The 16,072-nt window shown below is 61.8% G+C and carries 14 protein-coding genes; 10 read left to right on the top strand and 4 right to left on the bottom strand.

Annotated elements, in window-relative coordinates; translation table 11 throughout:
- Positions 1-136: 136 nt before the first annotated feature.
- A complete protein-coding gene (locus GFD25_RS08480; RefSeq protein ID WP_163231829.1) occupies positions 137-1,462 on the bottom strand; it encodes an ABC transporter substrate-binding protein in 1,326 nt (441 codons plus the stop codon).
- 233 nt (positions 1,463-1,695) lie between these two features.
- On the opposite strand from GFD25_RS08480, the gene GFD25_RS08475 reads away from it, so the two are divergent.
- The 6 genes from GFD25_RS08475 to GFD25_RS08450 all read left to right on the top strand — a co-directional run bounded on the left by GFD25_RS08475 (position 1,696) and on the right by GFD25_RS08450 (position 9,543).
- Entirely contained in the window at positions 1,696-2,811 is a 1,116-nt protein-coding gene (locus GFD25_RS08475; protein ID WP_163231827.1) for an ROK family protein, read from the top strand.
- Between the two features lie 131 nt (positions 2,812-2,942).
- The gene (locus tag GFD25_RS08470) at positions 2,943-3,872 is read left to right on the top strand and encodes an ROK family protein (protein ID WP_163231825.1); all 930 of its coding nucleotides are present in this window, start codon (positions 2,943-2,945) and stop codon (positions 3,870-3,872) included.
- A gap of 397 nt (positions 3,873-4,269) precedes the next feature.
- A complete protein-coding gene (locus GFD25_RS08465) occupies positions 4,270-5,580 on the top strand; it encodes a sugar ABC transporter substrate-binding protein (protein WP_204314841.1) in 1,311 nt (436 codons plus the stop codon).
- 10 nt (positions 5,581-5,590) lie between these two features.
- Positions 5,591-6,526, top strand: coding sequence for a carbohydrate ABC transporter permease (locus GFD25_RS08460; protein WP_169240090.1), 936 nt, complete (start codon positions 5,591-5,593; stop codon positions 6,524-6,526).
- Positions 6,527-6,528: 2 nt separating this feature from the next.
- On the top strand, positions 6,529-7,401 hold the full coding sequence (locus GFD25_RS08455; protein ID WP_109056370.1) for a carbohydrate ABC transporter permease: 873 nt from the start codon (positions 6,529-6,531) through the stop codon (positions 7,399-7,401).
- Positions 7,402-7,533: 132 nt separating this feature from the next.
- Positions 7,534-9,543, top strand: coding sequence for a beta-N-acetylhexosaminidase (locus tag GFD25_RS08450; RefSeq protein ID WP_163231823.1), 2,010 nt, complete (start codon positions 7,534-7,536; stop codon positions 9,541-9,543).
- Positions 9,544-9,666: 123 nt separating this feature from the next.
- On the opposite strand, the gene GFD25_RS08445 is transcribed toward GFD25_RS08450, so the two are convergent.
- Positions 9,667-10,944 carry a tyrosine-type recombinase/integrase gene (locus tag GFD25_RS08445; RefSeq protein ID WP_163231821.1) on the bottom strand — a complete coding sequence of 426 codons (1,278 nt, stop codon included), beginning with the start codon at positions 10,942-10,944 and terminating at the stop codon, positions 9,667-9,669.
- Between the two features lie 383 nt (positions 10,945-11,327).
- Between GFD25_RS08445 and GFD25_RS08440 the strand changes: the two genes are divergently transcribed.
- The 4 genes from GFD25_RS08440 to GFD25_RS08425 all read left to right on the top strand — a co-directional run bounded on the left by GFD25_RS08440 (position 11,328) and on the right by GFD25_RS08425 (position 14,538).
- Positions 11,328-11,705, top strand: coding sequence for a hypothetical protein (locus tag GFD25_RS08440; RefSeq protein WP_109056372.1), 378 nt, complete (start codon positions 11,328-11,330; stop codon positions 11,703-11,705).
- 189 nt (positions 11,706-11,894) lie between these two features.
- Positions 11,895-12,782, top strand: a complete 888-nt coding sequence (locus GFD25_RS08435) for an FtsX-like permease family protein (RefSeq protein ID WP_094667166.1) — start codon at positions 11,895-11,897, stop codon at positions 12,780-12,782.
- Positions 12,779-13,849 carry a hypothetical protein gene (locus tag GFD25_RS08430; protein ID WP_094667165.1) on the top strand — a complete coding sequence of 357 codons (1,071 nt, stop codon included), beginning with the start codon at positions 12,779-12,781 and terminating at the stop codon, positions 13,847-13,849. The genes GFD25_RS08435 and GFD25_RS08430 overlap by 4 nt, the downstream gene beginning before the upstream one ends.
- Before the next feature lie 86 nt (positions 13,850-13,935).
- Complete coding sequence (locus GFD25_RS08425) at positions 13,936-14,538, top strand: ATP-binding cassette domain-containing protein (RefSeq protein ID WP_204314840.1); 603 nt, start codon at positions 13,936-13,938, stop codon at positions 14,536-14,538.
- Positions 14,539-14,588: 50 nt separating this feature from the next.
- Here GFD25_RS08425 and GFD25_RS12275 read toward each other — a convergent pair whose 3' ends face one another.
- Entirely contained in the window at positions 14,589-15,326 is a 738-nt protein-coding gene (locus GFD25_RS12275) for a hypothetical protein (RefSeq protein ID WP_223847562.1), read from the bottom strand.
- Entirely contained in the window at positions 15,323-16,027 is a 705-nt protein-coding gene (locus tag GFD25_RS12270; protein WP_239512498.1) for a helix-turn-helix domain-containing protein, read from the bottom strand. Before GFD25_RS12270 ends, GFD25_RS12275 begins: the two co-directional genes overlap by 4 nt.
- Between the last annotated feature and the right edge of the window lie 45 nt (positions 16,028-16,072).

Raw genomic sequence — 16,072 nt, 5'->3', positions numbered from 1 at the left:
GGAGACCTACCTCTCCGATGTTCACCTCGCGCTCATCGCCATCCACCTCAAACGACCCTTAGAGTAAACACACCCTAAATGAACAAGATAAGTCATAGCCAACGCTATAGCTATCTCCTGAAATCAGGGAATCAAATCACTGGATGATGAAACCTTGATCTTCGGCGTAGAGTTTCAGCGCCTTTTGCCACTTGTCAGCGGCAGCCTTGAAAGTCTCCTTGCCGGAGAAGAACGGTCCCATATTGTCGTTGTAGATGGAGCGGGCGTAGGGTTCGAAGGGCAGGAACTCCCATTTGCCGGTGACGTCCTTGGCGGCCTGGGAGAAGACCTCGTTGTATTTCTGCCCGCCGAAGAACTCGTTGTCGCTGCCGTCGGCGTTCCTGAGCGTGGTCTTGGCGAGGAAGTCCTTCTGGTTGAGGGTCTTGGTGGTGGCGGGGAAGCTGCCGTTGGATACGCGGGCGTCGATGCCTTCGTCGTTGGTGGTGACGTATTCGACGAACTTCTTGGCGGCGTCGAGTTTGCCGTCGGGGATCTTCTTGGTGATGGCCAGGCCGCTGCCGCCGTATTCGCCGTTGATGGGCGTGCCGTCGACGGTGGGCAGGAGGGCGACGCGGAACTTGCCGGTGGCCTGGGGCACGCCCTGCAGGAGGTTGTTGGCCATCCACGCGCCGCTGATGAGGCTGGCGATGGAGCCGTCGCCGAGGGATTTCATCCAGTCGTCGGTCCAGGTCTTCGTGTGGACGTCGATGAGGTCTTCGTCGCGCATCTTCTGCCAGAGGTTCATGAACCGCTGGGCGCCCTTGTCCTTGGTGATATTGATGGTCAGTTTGTCGTCGTTGAGTTTGTAGGCGTGGCCGCCCATGGCCCACATCATCGCGTTGAACAGGCCCGCGTCGCCGGAGTCGGAGGTGATGTAGGAGCCGGTGGCGCGGATCTTCTTCGCGTCCTCGTAGAACTCGTCCCAGGTGGTCGGCGGTTCGCTGACGCCGGCCTGGTCGAACACGTCCTTGTTGTAGAAGTAGGCCATGGGGCCCGAGTCGGCGGGCATCGCGTACACGCCGCCGTTGATGTTCACGGAGCTCCATGTGCCGGGGGTGAACGTGTCCTTGAGCTTGGCGGTGTCGTAGACCTTGCTCAGGTCCATGAGCGTGTCCGAGTGCACGAACTGCGGGATGGCGAGATATTCGATCAGGGTGACGTCGGGCAGGCCGTTGCCGGCCTGGGCCGCGTTGTTGAGCGCGGTGTAGGTCTCCTCGGTGCTGCCGACGTTGCTCACCTTCACCGTGATGTCGGGGTTGGCCTTCATGAAGTTTTTGGCGGCGCGATCGATGCTGGCGTCCCATGACCATACCGTCAGTTCGGTCTTGCCCGAGCTTGCGATTGTGTTGCCGCATCCCGCGAGCGGGATGAGCAGGGCTCCGATGGCGGCCGTGGCTATGGCTGCGCGTGTGGTGTTGTTCATGTTGGTCTTCTTTCCGTGCTTGACCGTCTTTGGCCGTATGTCGCAACTATTTTGTTTGGATGTCGAACATGATTATGTACAGAGATGGGAAACTTGTCAAAGTGCCGGGGTTTTCATATTGTCAGTCCCCTGATGGGTGTTATTCTGAAAGCCGTTCGAGGATGACGCCGGGATGTCCGTCCCGATAATGTGATTCCGCATTTCCGCAATCGTCTCACCCGAGGAGGGCTCCCATGTACGCTAAATCCAATCCCAGCGACGCAAGGGCCAACAACCGTAGACTGTTGTTCCGGCTGCTGTTCCCCGACCGGCAACTGTCGCGCGCCGACCTGTGCAAGGAGACGGGGCTTTCGCGCGCCACCGCCACGGATGTGACCGGCGAGATGATCGACGACGGCCTGCTACGTGAACTGGGGTCGGGGAAACGGGATGGCCGCGGCAAGCCGGGCACCTTGCTGGCCATCGATACGGACGTGCTTCGTCTGGTGTGCATCGATCTGTCGCGCCCGTATGTGATGACCGGCGCCGTGATGGATCTGCGGGCCAGAATCGTGGAACGTCGCGAACGTGTGCTTGATGATGGCGACCGGGTCGATCTCGACGACGTGCTTTCGCTCGTCGGTCAGATGATCCGGCTTGCCGGTTCGGGGCTTGTCGGCATCGGCGTCGCAGTCCCCGGCGTGGTCTCCGGTGCAGGGAGGGTGATCTCCAGCTCCAATCTCGGCTGGGACGACGTGGGGCTTCGCGACATGCTCGAAGGCGGGTTCTCGTTGCCGGTCCGAGTGGACAACGACGCGAACGCCGCACTGCTCGCCGACCGGTTCCTCGGGCACGGCAATCCCAACTGCCTGCTCGTGCAGATCACCCGGGGCATCGGCGCGTCGGTGCTGCTCAACGACGAGTTCGTGGATGGCGACGACCATGCGGCCGGCGAGATCGGCCATGTTGTGATCGACCCGAACGGTCCGGCATGTACCTGCGGCAAGCGCGGCTGCCTGGAGACCTACGTCTCCGCCATCGCGTTGCGCGACCGCATCCGCAGGGATCCGAATCGGCGCGTGGACATCCTGGCCGAAGCTGGTGCGAGGCTCGGCGGAGCTCTGGCCATGCCGGCGAGCCTGCTGAATCTTCATGACATCGCCGTCTACGGACCTCCCGACATCGTCGGCGAGACGCTGCTCAATGCATGCGACGAGACCGTCAACTCCTTGTCGCGGAACGACTACCAGAGCAGTATGCGGGTGCGCCGGTGTGAGCTCGGTGACGACGCCACTCTGCGGGGGCAGGCGGTCTCCGTGCTGCGCGAGATCGTGGGCAGGCGCGGGCTGTCCGCGACGGCCTCGTCCTGACGCCACGTGCGTCCCGCCGCCAAGCGCGCGTGGCGTGGTGTATCATCGCTTCCCGAATCCAATATGTAAGGATTCCGAACATAATGGCGGGCGGACGAAACAGGAGTCCGCCCTCGGGAACGGAGATCGTCATGACGATGAATGCCAGTGGTACGCCGGAAACAGAGAACCTGCGCGTCGGCGTGGATGTCGGCGGAACGAAGATCGAGGCGGTGCTGACCGATGCGGCCGGCACGGTTCTCGCATCCGCGCGCAAGGCAGCCCGGAAGGGCGGTGACGAGGTCGTGGAGGATGCGGTCGCCATCGTGCGGCAGGTGGCCGGAATGCGGTTCGATGAGGTGAGATCGGTGGGCATCGGCATCCCCGGGCTAGTGCACCGCGACACCGGGCGCGTGGAGAACGTGGTCAATCTCGGAATCGAGAACCTGGAGCTGGGAGGTCGCGCATCCGGCATGCTCGGCCTTCCCGTGTGGGTGGACAACGATGTGAACGCCGCGGCGCTGGGGGCCTATGGGACGCTGCCCGACCGACTCAGGCGCGGCAGGATGGCGTTCGTCAACCTGGGGACGGGGCTGGCGGCCGGCTTCGTCCGCGCCGGTCTCGTCGAACGCGGCGACACCGGCGCCCTCGGGGAGATCGGCCACCTGCCGGTGGACCCCAACCGCATGGCGTGCCAATGCGGTCAGCGCGGATGCCTGGAGACCGCATGCTCGGGAGGGGGCCTGCGGCGCATGTGGCCCGTCGCGGATCCTCCGCTGCCCGACATCCTCGCGAAGGCCGACGGCGGCGATGGCGAAGCGGAACGGGTTCTCGGCATCGCGCTGCATGCCCTCGCCGACGTCGTGCAGATCGTCGCCCAGGCCGCGGATCCTTCGGTCATCGTCATCGGAGGCGGTGTTTCCCGCGCCGGATCCCCGTTGCTTGATGCGCTGCGCGGGGAACTGCGCAACAGGGAGGCCTCCAGCGGATTCATCGCGGGTCTGCGGCTGACGGAACGCCTGCGGCTCGCCGATGCGTCGATTCCGATCGGCGCGCTCGGAGCGTCCCTCATCGCCTGCTGACCAGACCCGGTGCCGACGGACCATCGGCGCGCCGAAACCAGATTTCCCAATCTCCAACAGACGGGGTGCACCACATCCATTATTTTGTTCGACTGACTTGCAAAAAAAGTTAAGGCGTCATATCCTTGGCTTTCAAGGAGGTTGAAACCAACTACAGGAATTACGCAAGGCTTGCTAACAAAATATCCGGTCTTGCTGCGGCGCGATGCCCAGAAGTGGTGTGTGGCGTCATGTTCCTCGGTATCGCTACGGACGTCGGCAACGGCGTCCGTAGCGGCATCGCCCGTGCATGGCAGCGCGGGCGGATACGGACCCGGGACCGTCGTGCGCAGCGGCACGTCGCGCCATTCCTCCGAACGACGGCGTCGGGCAGGCATTCCAGGAAAAGGAAACCATCATGAGAACGAAGAGGATTTCAGCGGCCATCGCCTTGGCGGCCGCGTCGGCGCTCACCCTGTCGGGATGCTCGATGGGAGCCCCGTCCGGCGGCTCGCAGCAGGATGCGTCCGCAGGCGGCAAGCTGACGGTGTGGATCATGCAGGGCGACCAGAGCGAGGACACCATCAAGGCGATCAACGAGCGGTTCACCAAGGAGACGGGCGTCAAGGTCGATGTGCAGACCCAGGTGTGGGCCGACATCAACACGAAGGTGACGACCGCGCTGTCCACGGACACGCCGCCGGACGTGATCGATCTGGGCAACACGCAGGTCGCAGGGTTCGCCGTGAGCGGCGGCCTTCTGGATCTGACGGACAAGGCCGACGACATGAGGCAGGGGCACACCTGGCTGTCCGGCCTTGAAGAGCCCGCCACCATCGACGGCAGACTGTACGGCATCCCCGCGCTGGGAGCCGCCGGCGCCGTGATCTACAACAAGAAGATGTGGTCCGCGGCCGGAATCGACAATCCGCCGAGCACGTACGAGGAGCTTGAGACCGATCTCCAGAAGCTTCGGGACGCGAACACCGACAAGGACTTCTCCCCGTTCTATATGCCGGGGCGTGACTGGAAGTCGGCGGCACGGTGGATCTGGGATGCCGGCGGCGACTTCGCCGAACAGCAATCGGACGGAACCTGGAAGAGCACCCTGTCGAGCGACAAGTCACTCAAGGGCATCGACCAATGGCTGGAATTCCAGCACAAGTGGTCCTCCGAGGCGTCCCGCTCGCTGGATACCGGCAACCCCGACTTCAGCCAGCTGCTGGCCGAAGGCAAGACCGGCGCGATCCTGAACAACAGCGCCGGCATCCGCACCATCCAGCAGTACAACCCCGACCTCACGACCGACGATCTGGGATCGTTCCCCATGCCCGGCGCCAGCGGCAAGCTCCAGCCTGCGATGATGGCCGGTTCGGTGTGGGGCGTCGCGCAGAAGAGCAAGCGCCAGGAGCTGGCGCTCAAGTGGATCAAGATCGCCGCAAGCCCCGAGATCCAGAAGGACTACGTGTTCGCCAAGGACGGATGGATGCCCAACTACGTCGAAGGCCTCGACGAGGTCATGAAGTCCGCGGACTTCCCGTCCTACCTGACCGGCTTCTTCGAATCGGCGAAGGACACCAAGGCCACACCGGCGTCCCCGCAATGGCTGACCATCGAGAACGACAGCTCCCTGAACTGCTTCGGCGACATCGCCACCGGCGCCACCACGGCCAAGGCCGCGGCCAAGTCGTTCGACGAGCATGCGGACTCCCTGTACGCGAAGAAGTAGGGGAAGCGTGATGAGCAATGCGCAATCGACGGCTGCCGCCGTCCCCGTGGTGAAGCGGCGTCGCAATCTGACGCCCCTGTGGCTGCTGACGCCCGCCGGCGTGATCATCGTCGCGCTGGTCGTGGTGCCGTTAATCTTCCTGGTCTTCACGTCGTTCACGGACTTCAACCAGAAGACCCTGTTCACGGGCTCGTTCAACATCGTCGGGTTCGACCAGTACGAGAACGTGCTGACCGACCCGGAGTTCTACAAGTCGCTGGCCCGCACGTTCGGGTTCGCGGCCGCGCTCGTGGCCGGCAGCGTGCTGATCGGCATGGGCGTGGCCCAGCTGATGACCAAGCTGGGGCCGGTGATGCGCTGGCTGGTCACGTTCGTGCTGATCTTCGCGTGGGCCATGCCGAACGTGGCCTCGTCGGTGGTGTGGAAGTGGCTGTTCCAGCCGGGGTACGGCGTGGTCAACTGGCTGCTGACCCAGACCCGGCTGTTCGGCGACGTGACGAACCTGTCGTGGACCGACAACACGTGGCTCGCGTTCCTGGAGATCTGGCTGCTGGTCGTCTGGCAGGCCGTCCCGTACATCGCGATCAACCTGTACGCGGCGACCACGCAGGTGGACAAGTCCTGCCTTGAGGCGGCCCAATTGGACGGCTGTTCGAAGCTGCGCTGCTACTGGCAGATCACCGTGCCGCTGATCAAGCCGAGCCTGATGGTCATCACGATGCTGTCGGTGATCTGGGACTTCAACGTGTTCAACCAGATCTGGCTCGTCTCCCAGGGAGGACCCCGCGAGACGACCGCGACGATCGGCATCTTCACCTACAAGAAGGCGTTCGTGTCGTTCGACATCGGCACCGGCGCCGCCGCGAGCGTGCTGGTCACGCTCATCCTGCTCGCCCTGACGAGCGTGTACATCCGCTACCTGCTCAAATCCGGGGAGGACCTGTGACCATGAATAGGGCAACCGCAAACCACGGCATCGCGCCGCGCGCCAAGCGCAGCGCATCGGCCGAGCTGCGCCGCATCGGCACGATCGTATTGGCCGTCGCGTTCTGCATCGTGTGGATCTTCCCGGTCTACTGGATGTTCGTCACGTCGATCAAGCCGCGCAACCAGATCATGACCGCGACTCCCGTGTTCTGGCCCGCGAAGCTGTCGATCGACAACTTCATGGTGGCCGTCACCCAGACCTCGTTTCTGACGAACCTGAAGAACAGCGTGATCGTGACCGCCGTGTCGATCGTCCTGTCGATCGTCCTCGCGTTCTTCGCGTGCGCGGCCCTGACCCTTTACCGGTTCCGCGGCCGCAAGGCGATCATGGTGTTCGTGCTGGCCATCCAGATGACCTCGGGCGGCATCATCCCGCAGTTCATCATCTTCAACCAGTTCGGCCTGCTCAACAAGTACAGCGGCCTGATCCTCGCGTACATAGCCATGGTCCTGCCGTTCGCGATCTGGAACATGCGCGGCTTCTTCCTGAACATCCCGAAGGACATCTTCGAGTCCGCGGCCGTCGAGGGGGCCAACGACTGGCAGATCCTGTGGAAGATCACCTTCCCCCTGGCCGCGCCCGGCATCGTGTCCACGTCCGTGTTCGCGTTCATCAACGCATGGAACGACTACATGACCGCCTACACGTTCATGAAGGACCAGTCCAAGTACACGCTGCCCGTGTGGCTCTCCTCGTTCTCCACGCCCACCATGGGCACCGACTTCGGCGGACAGATGGCCGCATCCGTCATCTTCTCCCTGCCCGTCGTGATCTTCTTCATGATCATTCAACGCAACATCATGAAGGGCGTCACCACTGGAGCCGTCAAATAACCCAAACGGAGCGATGAACAATGCGTGCGGCGCCGGGACCATTTCCGCGAGTGGTTCCGGCGCCGCGCGTCATCTCGGAACCCAAAACGCAATATACCGCAATCAAAGGTGAACCACTGAGAAAGGACTTCCATGAGCGATCAAGCAACCTTGAAGGGATGGACCATCATTCCCAAGCCGCAGACCGTACAACACAAGGCGGGCGTCTCACTGCTGCCGATGTGCGGCCGAGTCAACGAGCCACGTGCGTTCGGAGACGAACGGCAGGTACTCGCAACACAACTTGCCGACGACATCCGTGCGGTTACGGGATTGGAATGGGACATCGCCACGGGTGACCGTTGGCCTGGATTCATCACATTGACGACACTGGACGATCTCCATGCGCGTCCGTCCGGCGCGTACACGCTCGACATCACCAAGGGCGGCGTGACCGTCAGGGGCGCGGACTTCGAGGGCGTGCGCAACGGCGTGCAGACCCTGCGCCAGCTCATCCGCCAATGCGGCGCCGCCCTGCCCTGCCTGCATATCAAGGACGAGCCCGCCTTCGAAACGCGCGGCTACTACCTCGACGTCACCCGCGGGCGCGTCCCCACCCTCGACTGGCTCAAGACCTGGGCCGACAAGCTCTGCCTCTACAAGTACAACCAGCTCCAGCTCTACGTCGAACACACCTTCGCCTTCGACGGGATGAGCGAGACCTGGCGCGGCTCCAGCCCGCTCGCCCCGCGCGACATCCTCGAATTTGACGACTACTGCGCCGAACGCGGGCTAGAGCTCGTGCCGTCCGTCTCCACGTTCGGCCACCTCTACATGGCCCTGCGCACCCAATCCCTGCGCGACCTCGGCGAATTCCCGGAGAGCGCCGACGAGCCGTTCGGGTTCATCGACCGCATGCGCCACCACACGCTCAACATCAGCGACGAACGCGCCTTCGACCTATCCTGCCGGCTCATCGACGACTACCTGCAGCTGTTCCGCTCGGACAAGTTCAACATCTGCGCCGACGAGACCTTCGACCTCGGCAAGGGCCGCTCCAAGCCCCTCGCCGAGAAGGTCGGCGTCGCCGCCATGTACGCCGACTACGTCACCCGCCTGTGCCGCCACCTCGAAACCCAGGGCAAGAAGCCGATGATGTGGGGCGACATCGCCCTCGAACACCCCGAGATCCTGAAAAGACTCCCCGAAACCGTCACCCTGCTCAACTGGCAGTACGACCCGCAGGTCACCGACGAGAAGATCCGCACCGTCGCCCGATCCGGCGCCAGACAGATCGTCTGCCCCGCCGTATGGTGCTGGAACGCGCTCCTGCCGCGCATCGACGACGCCTGGAACAACATCACCCGCATGGCCCGCTACGGCACGCAATACGGCGCCCAAGGCATGCTCGTCACCGACTGGGGCGACCTCGGCCACGTCAACGACCCGCGCATGGCCATCCCCGGCATGATCATCGGCGCACAGGAATCATGGAACCCCGGACGCATCCCCGACGAAACCGACATGCTCCGCCGCATCTCCCGACTCGAATACCACGACGCCAGCGGCGAACTGCTTGATATCCTCACCCATGCCAGTCATGCGGTCAGCTTCGAATGGAACCATCTGATCACATGGCTGGAACTTGATGACAGACGGGGCGGCGTCAACACCGGGGTCCTGCAAACCATCCCAGGACTGCTGCCGGAAGACGAACGACCGGACGACGTGGTCCGCGCCCTTCAGGACGGAAGCCGGGCACCGTCACTTGCGGAATCCCGACGGATGCTGCTCCGCTATCTGAAGCATCACGTCACGCTCGGCGAAACCGCAGATCACCTTCTACAGACCAGTGCCCGTCGAATCTCCGCAATCGCCGCGACCTCAGGACCTTGGGCCAACGGGGATGCCGCTGCATTTCGCGTAGCCATCGAGGGGCAGCGACTTCTGAACCGAGTTGGCCTCCGACTCGCGTCCGAGACCGGGGTCATTGGCACTGAGGCGATTCAGCATGACGACGCGGCGAACCTTGCCGGAGCATTGGAGATCTGGATGGAGGCGTATGCGGCGCAATGGCGTACTCTCAGCCGAGACTCCGAACTCCGTCGGCTGCAAGATACGGTGTGGGAGTTAACGGACTATCTGCGCTTCCAATCCGTCTGATGCTGCGATTGTGAGACTTCGACCAGTCAGATACCGAAATGCCGTGAGGGACCAGATTCAGATCCCTCACGGCATTTCCTATACGAAGGTGAGTCACGTATCGCGATGGTGCATCACTTTGGTCTAGGATTCACGCCGCTGGATACCGCTCATAAATGATTCGGCAAGCTCGTCAACCACTTGACTCTGATGTGAGGCGACGGTGAGCTGGTAGTACCGGATGGCAACCTTCTCACTGACGTGTCCCAATTGATTCATGACTTCCCGCAACGTTCCACCCTGAATCATGAGTAATGTTGCATGGCTGGCTCGTAATGCTTGGAATGTCAGATCAGGGCGTCCTGCTTTCAACCGGGCTTTGGCGAACTGGCCGTCCAGCGTTGTCTGGGACATGATTCTTGCACGTTTGGGCACGAACACCGGCGAATCCGGTCGGGTCAGATCGCAGTAATCAGAAAGGTGCTGTCGAATAAGAGAAATCAGCGTATCCGGGATGTGTACGTTCCTGATGCTGGATTCCGTTTTCGTCTTACCGAATTGGAGATCCCCTCTGTCAGCGTCACCGCGATTCACGGAATGCCGGACGTGAAGTATCTGCCTGTTCAGATCGATGTCTTGCACCTGCAGCCCACATAGTTCGCCACATCGCAGACCACCCACTAAAGTCGAGAGGAATACGGACAGTCTGGTGTAATCGGGCATGGCATTCGCCAGCAGGATCAATTCGGAAGGAGTCACCGGCGGCACGTTGATGCGGGCGGGCTGTGGCGCTGGCGGAATATGGAATATGAAGGGATTGAAGGACAGCAATGGCTCCGAACCATCCAATCCGCCACGGGTGGCTGACTCAAGTACCGCCTTCAGCCGCATGCATGAGCGTCGGAATGCCCACCGGCCTTCCGGGTGAGGCGCATCATACCAAGCCTTGATGATGGACGGAGTGATCTCGTTAAGCGGCAGGTCTCCAAGACTTGGCAGAAAATGGCCAATGTCCAGATAAAGATTGCGACGCGTGCCACCGGCGATGCCATTGCCGTCGGGCAGCCGGTATTCCTCGGCCCATCGCATCACATAGTCGCGGAACAACATATTGCGTTGTGTCTGGCTCTTTTCCGCGACGGCTTTTCGTCGGCTTCGTTCTGTTGGATGAACCCATTCGGCGATGCCGTTACGATGGAGGCTGACAAGGTACTTTTCGGCTTCCAGCCATCTACGGGCTTCGAGCTCCTGATCCGGCTTGAACTGGCGTTGGACGCGTTTGCCGGGTTCTAATGGATTCGGATATCGAACCTGCCATGCGATTAGCATGCCGGTTCTGTCATAACGGGCCAGCACGGTTCCCCACTTGCTTCGCGGCGGCTTCTGCGGATGGTTTCCATGGGAATGCCTGATTTTCGGCATATTGATCTCCCTCGATCGCGAAAAGGCGCACCCTGCGTGCGCCTTGTGGGGAGATTGAAACCAAGGAACAGTGTAAGTGAATATGCTGAAAGAGCCGTTGCTTGTTTTTGTCATCTTGAGATGACAAAAACAAGCATAATCAGCATTAGTTGGCTATAGAAGCAGCTAGTTGTAGCTTTCCCCTTCTCCGATCGACGTATTGCGAGTCATCTCTAGATGTCAATAACTCCTTCTCTGATTGTTTCTATCTCGCTGGGGTAGAAGACTGGATCTTGCAAGACGAAGCCATAAGACTTCGGCATCTAGCAGAAAGGAAAGTAATTATCATCTAGTTTTTTACGCATGTCTTTACACATTCCAAATTTTCCAACAAAGGAGTAATCATGATTGTTCGAAAGAAATTTACGGCAATTGTCCTTGCGGCAATTCTGGGTATCGCTGGCATCGCATTGCCTTCTACCGCTTTTGCTGGCAGTCCGAATTATGGACGCACATGGGAAAGCAGCATTGGCGGCATCAAGGTGAATGGCTACGTACAGATTCAGGCTTCCTATAATGATGGCGGGCGTCACGCGCGTCGCGGATATCAGCGTTTCACCCGACAGGCCGGCCCCAGCTTGGATACCGGACGACTGTATACATCAGCCGCTTCCTATTCAGGAGACACTCAGGTTCGAAGCAGGACGGACTCCGTCTGGGATTCCGTATTGTGGGGCGATAAGTACGTCACGCACTATTACTGGGGTGTTGAATACTTCTGACGCATTTCTTATTGCACCCATCTAGAAATACCGTGATTGGAAAGATACGGAATGCTAAAAATTACCCGTCATCTAAAGTTTTTTTCTACATCCATTTGCGCAATATCGTTGCTGTTGGGGATGTTGTCTTCGTTTCTTGCCTGGGCGGTGTACTGGAGCGTTCTTGATTGGCGTGGATCGCAATGGGGCATGTTCGACGCGAAGACGCAACTGGTGCTGACCGCGTCGGCGGATGCCGGGCACGACGACGGAAAGAATCTTGAGGCGACGCGTGATCTGGCCGAGTATCTTTCCGGTCACGGTATTTCCCTGTTGGAGGGTTCCGTGGGGGACGGTTGGCCGGCGATCGTGTTCCAGTCGTCGGGGGCCTCCATCGGATGGGCCGATGCGCTTCCGCAAGAATGCCGGAACATGAACAGTCGCGTGGCCTGTGTGATCGAGTCGTCGTTCTCGGCCGGGCAATGGCGTGAGCATGGGGATGCACCGCTATTGCCCGCCGGGTTTTCCGTCGGCGGTGTCGTCAGGGTTCCGGGGGCGAACGTCGGCGGCAACCTGCAGTATGTGCTCCCGTTGGGGGCGGTTCCCTTGTTTCCCGGCAGCGTGTATGTGAACACGAGCGACCCGCAGCGGCTCCGGGAGATCTCGGACCTGTTCGCGCGCTGCGGCATGGACGTGACCCAACCGCAGGCGCAGTCGTTGTGGTCGTCCCTTGCCGGTGATTCCTTCGTGGGTATCACCTTGCTGTTTCTGGTACTGGCGTTGGTCTGCGCCTGCGTGTGCGTCATGACGATGGAGACGGCGAGGAAGGCCGACCTGCATGTCAGACGGCTGTTCGGCGCCACTGGCAGGCAGGTGTGGGCGGGCCGGGTGCGTGAGGCCGTTGTCCCGATCGTGGCCGGCGTGCTGGCAGGAACGGTGTTGAGCGCCGTGCTCATCACCGTGGTGTCGGGCAGGACCGGCATCGGCCCGGCGGCCGCGTTCGCCGCAGCTTTTATCAGCGGCACGGTCCTGACGGCGCTTGTGACGGCGTTGGCTGAATGGCTCGGCATACGATCGAATGACGAGGTGGAACGATGATCCATGAACTGATGACCGGCGTCCGCATGGGATTGAGGCGATGGGGATCGATTCTCGGCATCACGCTGCTCGTCGTCTTCGCGGGAAGCGTGTTCACGATGACGCTCAGCGATGTGCTGACCGAATCCAGCGTGATCAGCGGCGAGGCTCGTCTGCGGGCCGTCGACGCGGTCACGTTCTCCCCGCAATACCTCCTGCAGTCCCCGAGCAAGACGGACCCCAAGGTGACGGATAGTTTGCGGGACATGCTGGAGCAGGGCAGGGCGTACACCGCGATCGTCAACAACGTCGAGATCGACGATCCCGATTTCGCCAACGGCATACCGGCCATCGTCCTGATGGGCAACGTCGATGACGTGTTCCCCCGTCTGGGCCTGTGCTCCCACGCGCCCTGCGCGTCCATCGGCTACCGGGTGGACCGGGCGCAGGCGCCCGACAGTGTGCATATCGCCGGCACCGACGTCAGGGTAACCGGCACGCTGCCGGCCTCGGCGGCCATATTCGACCCGAACACCGCCGGCATCAACCTGGACCGGACCATCGTCATCCGACTCAACCCGAGTTCGCTGAACCGGCTCAACGACATCGAACTCGAAGAGGCGGTGACCAAAACGGTCATGTTCAACCCATCCCGAACCCAGCTCGACGGTTTCATCACGGGAAGCCGCGACGCCGGCCTGATACTCGTGCCGCACCGGCTGAACACGGAGCAGCCCCAACGCGACAGGGATCTCATCGTGCGCGCGCTGATGTACCTGCTCGGACTGTCCGCCTTCCTCGCGCTCACCGTCATCGTGATCATCCAATCATTGTCCGTGACCCTCGCACGGGAGCGGCCGGCGATGCTCGTCCGCCGGCTCTACGGCGCCACCGCCGCGGACGAGGCGATCCGCGTCGCCGGACTCATCCTCATCATGCTGCTGCCCGCCGCCGTGGTGCTGGCATGCTTCCAGCTGATAGGGGAACCGGTGGCCACCGCATCCCGGACGATGATCGCCGTCATCCTCGCCATGGCGGCCCTGGTCTGGACGATCGCCGTACGACGCGCAACCACACACATTCAATGAAAGAAGCACCGACCATGCCACAGACGACCATAGACGCCCGAAACCTGACCAAACGATACACGGACGGGCAGGCGTAGCTCCTCGCCGTGCGCGACGTATCCCTGCACGCCTCGGCCGGGGAGTCGATCGCCATCATGGGACCGTCCGGATGCGGCAAATCCACCCTGCTGCGCATGATCGGACTGTCCATGCAACCCACCTCCGGCTCCCTGCTCCTGCAAGGACGCCCGACGCCGGAAAACGACAAGGACCGGTCCGCATGGCGCAACCGCATGTTCGGCTTCATCCCGCAGGACTACGCGATCCTCGAAGACGAGCCCGCATGGGCCAATGTCGCCATCCCCATGGAATACGCGAAACCCAAGATCAAGCGCGCCGAACGCCGGCAACGCGCCACAGCCGCTTTGGAACAAGTCGGGCTCGCCGGCAAGGCGCGACGCATGCCCGGGCAACTGTCCGGCGGCGAAAGGCAACGCATCGCCATCGCCAGGGCGACCGTGATGCACCCCGCCATCATCATCGCCGACGAACCCACCGCGGCACTCGACACGCACACCGCCGACACCATCATGACCATGCTCCTCGCGCAATGCAGGCAAGGCGCCACGCTCATCCTCGCCACCCACGACCCACGCGTCGCAGCCCAATGCGACACCACCCTCACCATGCGAGACGGCGCATTCATCTGAAGGTTTTCGCAAGGTACAACTGGATCTGCAAGAAAAGGAATTGCCGACAATTACCATGTGGAGAGCGTTTCAATAGTGTCGAGCCCGTCTTGACGGTGTGATTCATCGAGGTTGTCCCAGTACGGGGAATCCTCGATGAGCTTGTCGTGCAGGAGTCTGATGCGTTTGCGGTCGGTGCCGCTGTGCAAGCGTGCGAGCTCCGCATCGGGATCCGGGATGAGGGATGCGAGCATGGCTGCATCATAGAGGTGACGGTCACCGTAGCCGGCGTGGTCGGCGCTGTAGGCCGCGCTCTTGAGTATCAGCGCGCCGAGCAGGTCCGGGATGCGAACCACGACTTCGGCGCCGTCCTTGTCATCGATGAGTTGGACCTGCATGCTGCGTTCCACTGCCTGCGCGCCGCCCGGCATGGATAGCACCGGTGTGCCGGCGATGGTCGCGTCAGCCCCAAGGAACTTGGGAAGGTGATCGGCGACCAGCAGGTCCACGACGTCGCCGTTCGGCGCGATCATGCGGGTCGTGTATCCGGTCAGCGTGCCCGGCTGCGTCTCGAACCCGCGAGAGGTGAGAATGCCGCGCAGTCTGGCGATGCCGCGTCGATCCGCCATGAGGTCGGCGAGCAGGTCGGCGTCGGTGGTGGGTCGTGCTGTCAATCCGCCCATGATGGCGTGCAGCTGGACCATGAGCCCGCCCGTAAGCAGCCATGATTCCGGGATGTTCGCCGCGGCTACCGCGTACACGGTATTCCACGGATGGCCCGTGTTGGGGATGCGGATTGTCGGAATCATGCCTGGTGCTCCTTGCGATGATATTCGTCGATCAGCTGTTGAAGGGTTTCCATGCCGGCGCGGCGTTCTCTCGGGTCGTTGGATTCAGCCAGGTCGGCCGCGCATACGCCGAGAGGCATCGGCCCCTCGCCGGCGGGAAGATCGTCGGCGACGTGGAGCCGTACCCGGACCGGAGTCGCGCCTTGCTTCAACCGGCATTGCCGAATGGCGTCGTTCAGAGCATCGGCGGTGACGTAGCCTTCCACCACGTCTGTGGCGGTCAATTGGAACGAGGCGGCCAATGCTCCGGTGGCGGCGGAGGGACGGATGAGGGTTTCGACCTTGTCGAGGTTGGAGTCCCTGCACCAGTATTCGACCGTCGTCGCACGCCTGCGCGCGAGACGGGTCAGATTCTCCGCATCCATCTGCCTCAGGTATCCCCTGAGCCGGTATCGCTGCTGTCGGCCCAGCCATGGCGCGTCGAGCCCGCTGAGCATGTATAGCGCCCCGAACGCCATGTCTGGTGAATAAGGACGCCCATCCGCACCCTGCCACTGTGCTTGGCGACGTACGGAATCCTCCGTAATCAGCGAGCCGCCTCCCACGGAAAGAGATTCAAGCCGGCCAGCAGCGCGAAGCGCGCTGACCCGTCGCTCGCTCACTCCGAGTCTACGGGCGGCTTCCCGCCGTGTGAGCAGCGTCCGATTCGTTCTGATAGCCATATTCCTATTGTATACAGAACTATTCCAGATTGGGAATAGTTCTGT

This window comes from Bifidobacterium aerophilum (assembly GCF_010667685.1).
In the GTDB taxonomy this organism is placed as follows: Bacteria; Actinomycetota; Actinomycetes; order Actinomycetales; family Bifidobacteriaceae; genus Bifidobacterium; species Bifidobacterium aerophilum.
The sequence above is the reverse complement of the archived record's forward strand: the minus strand, read 5'-3'. Positions and strand labels throughout refer to the sequence as shown.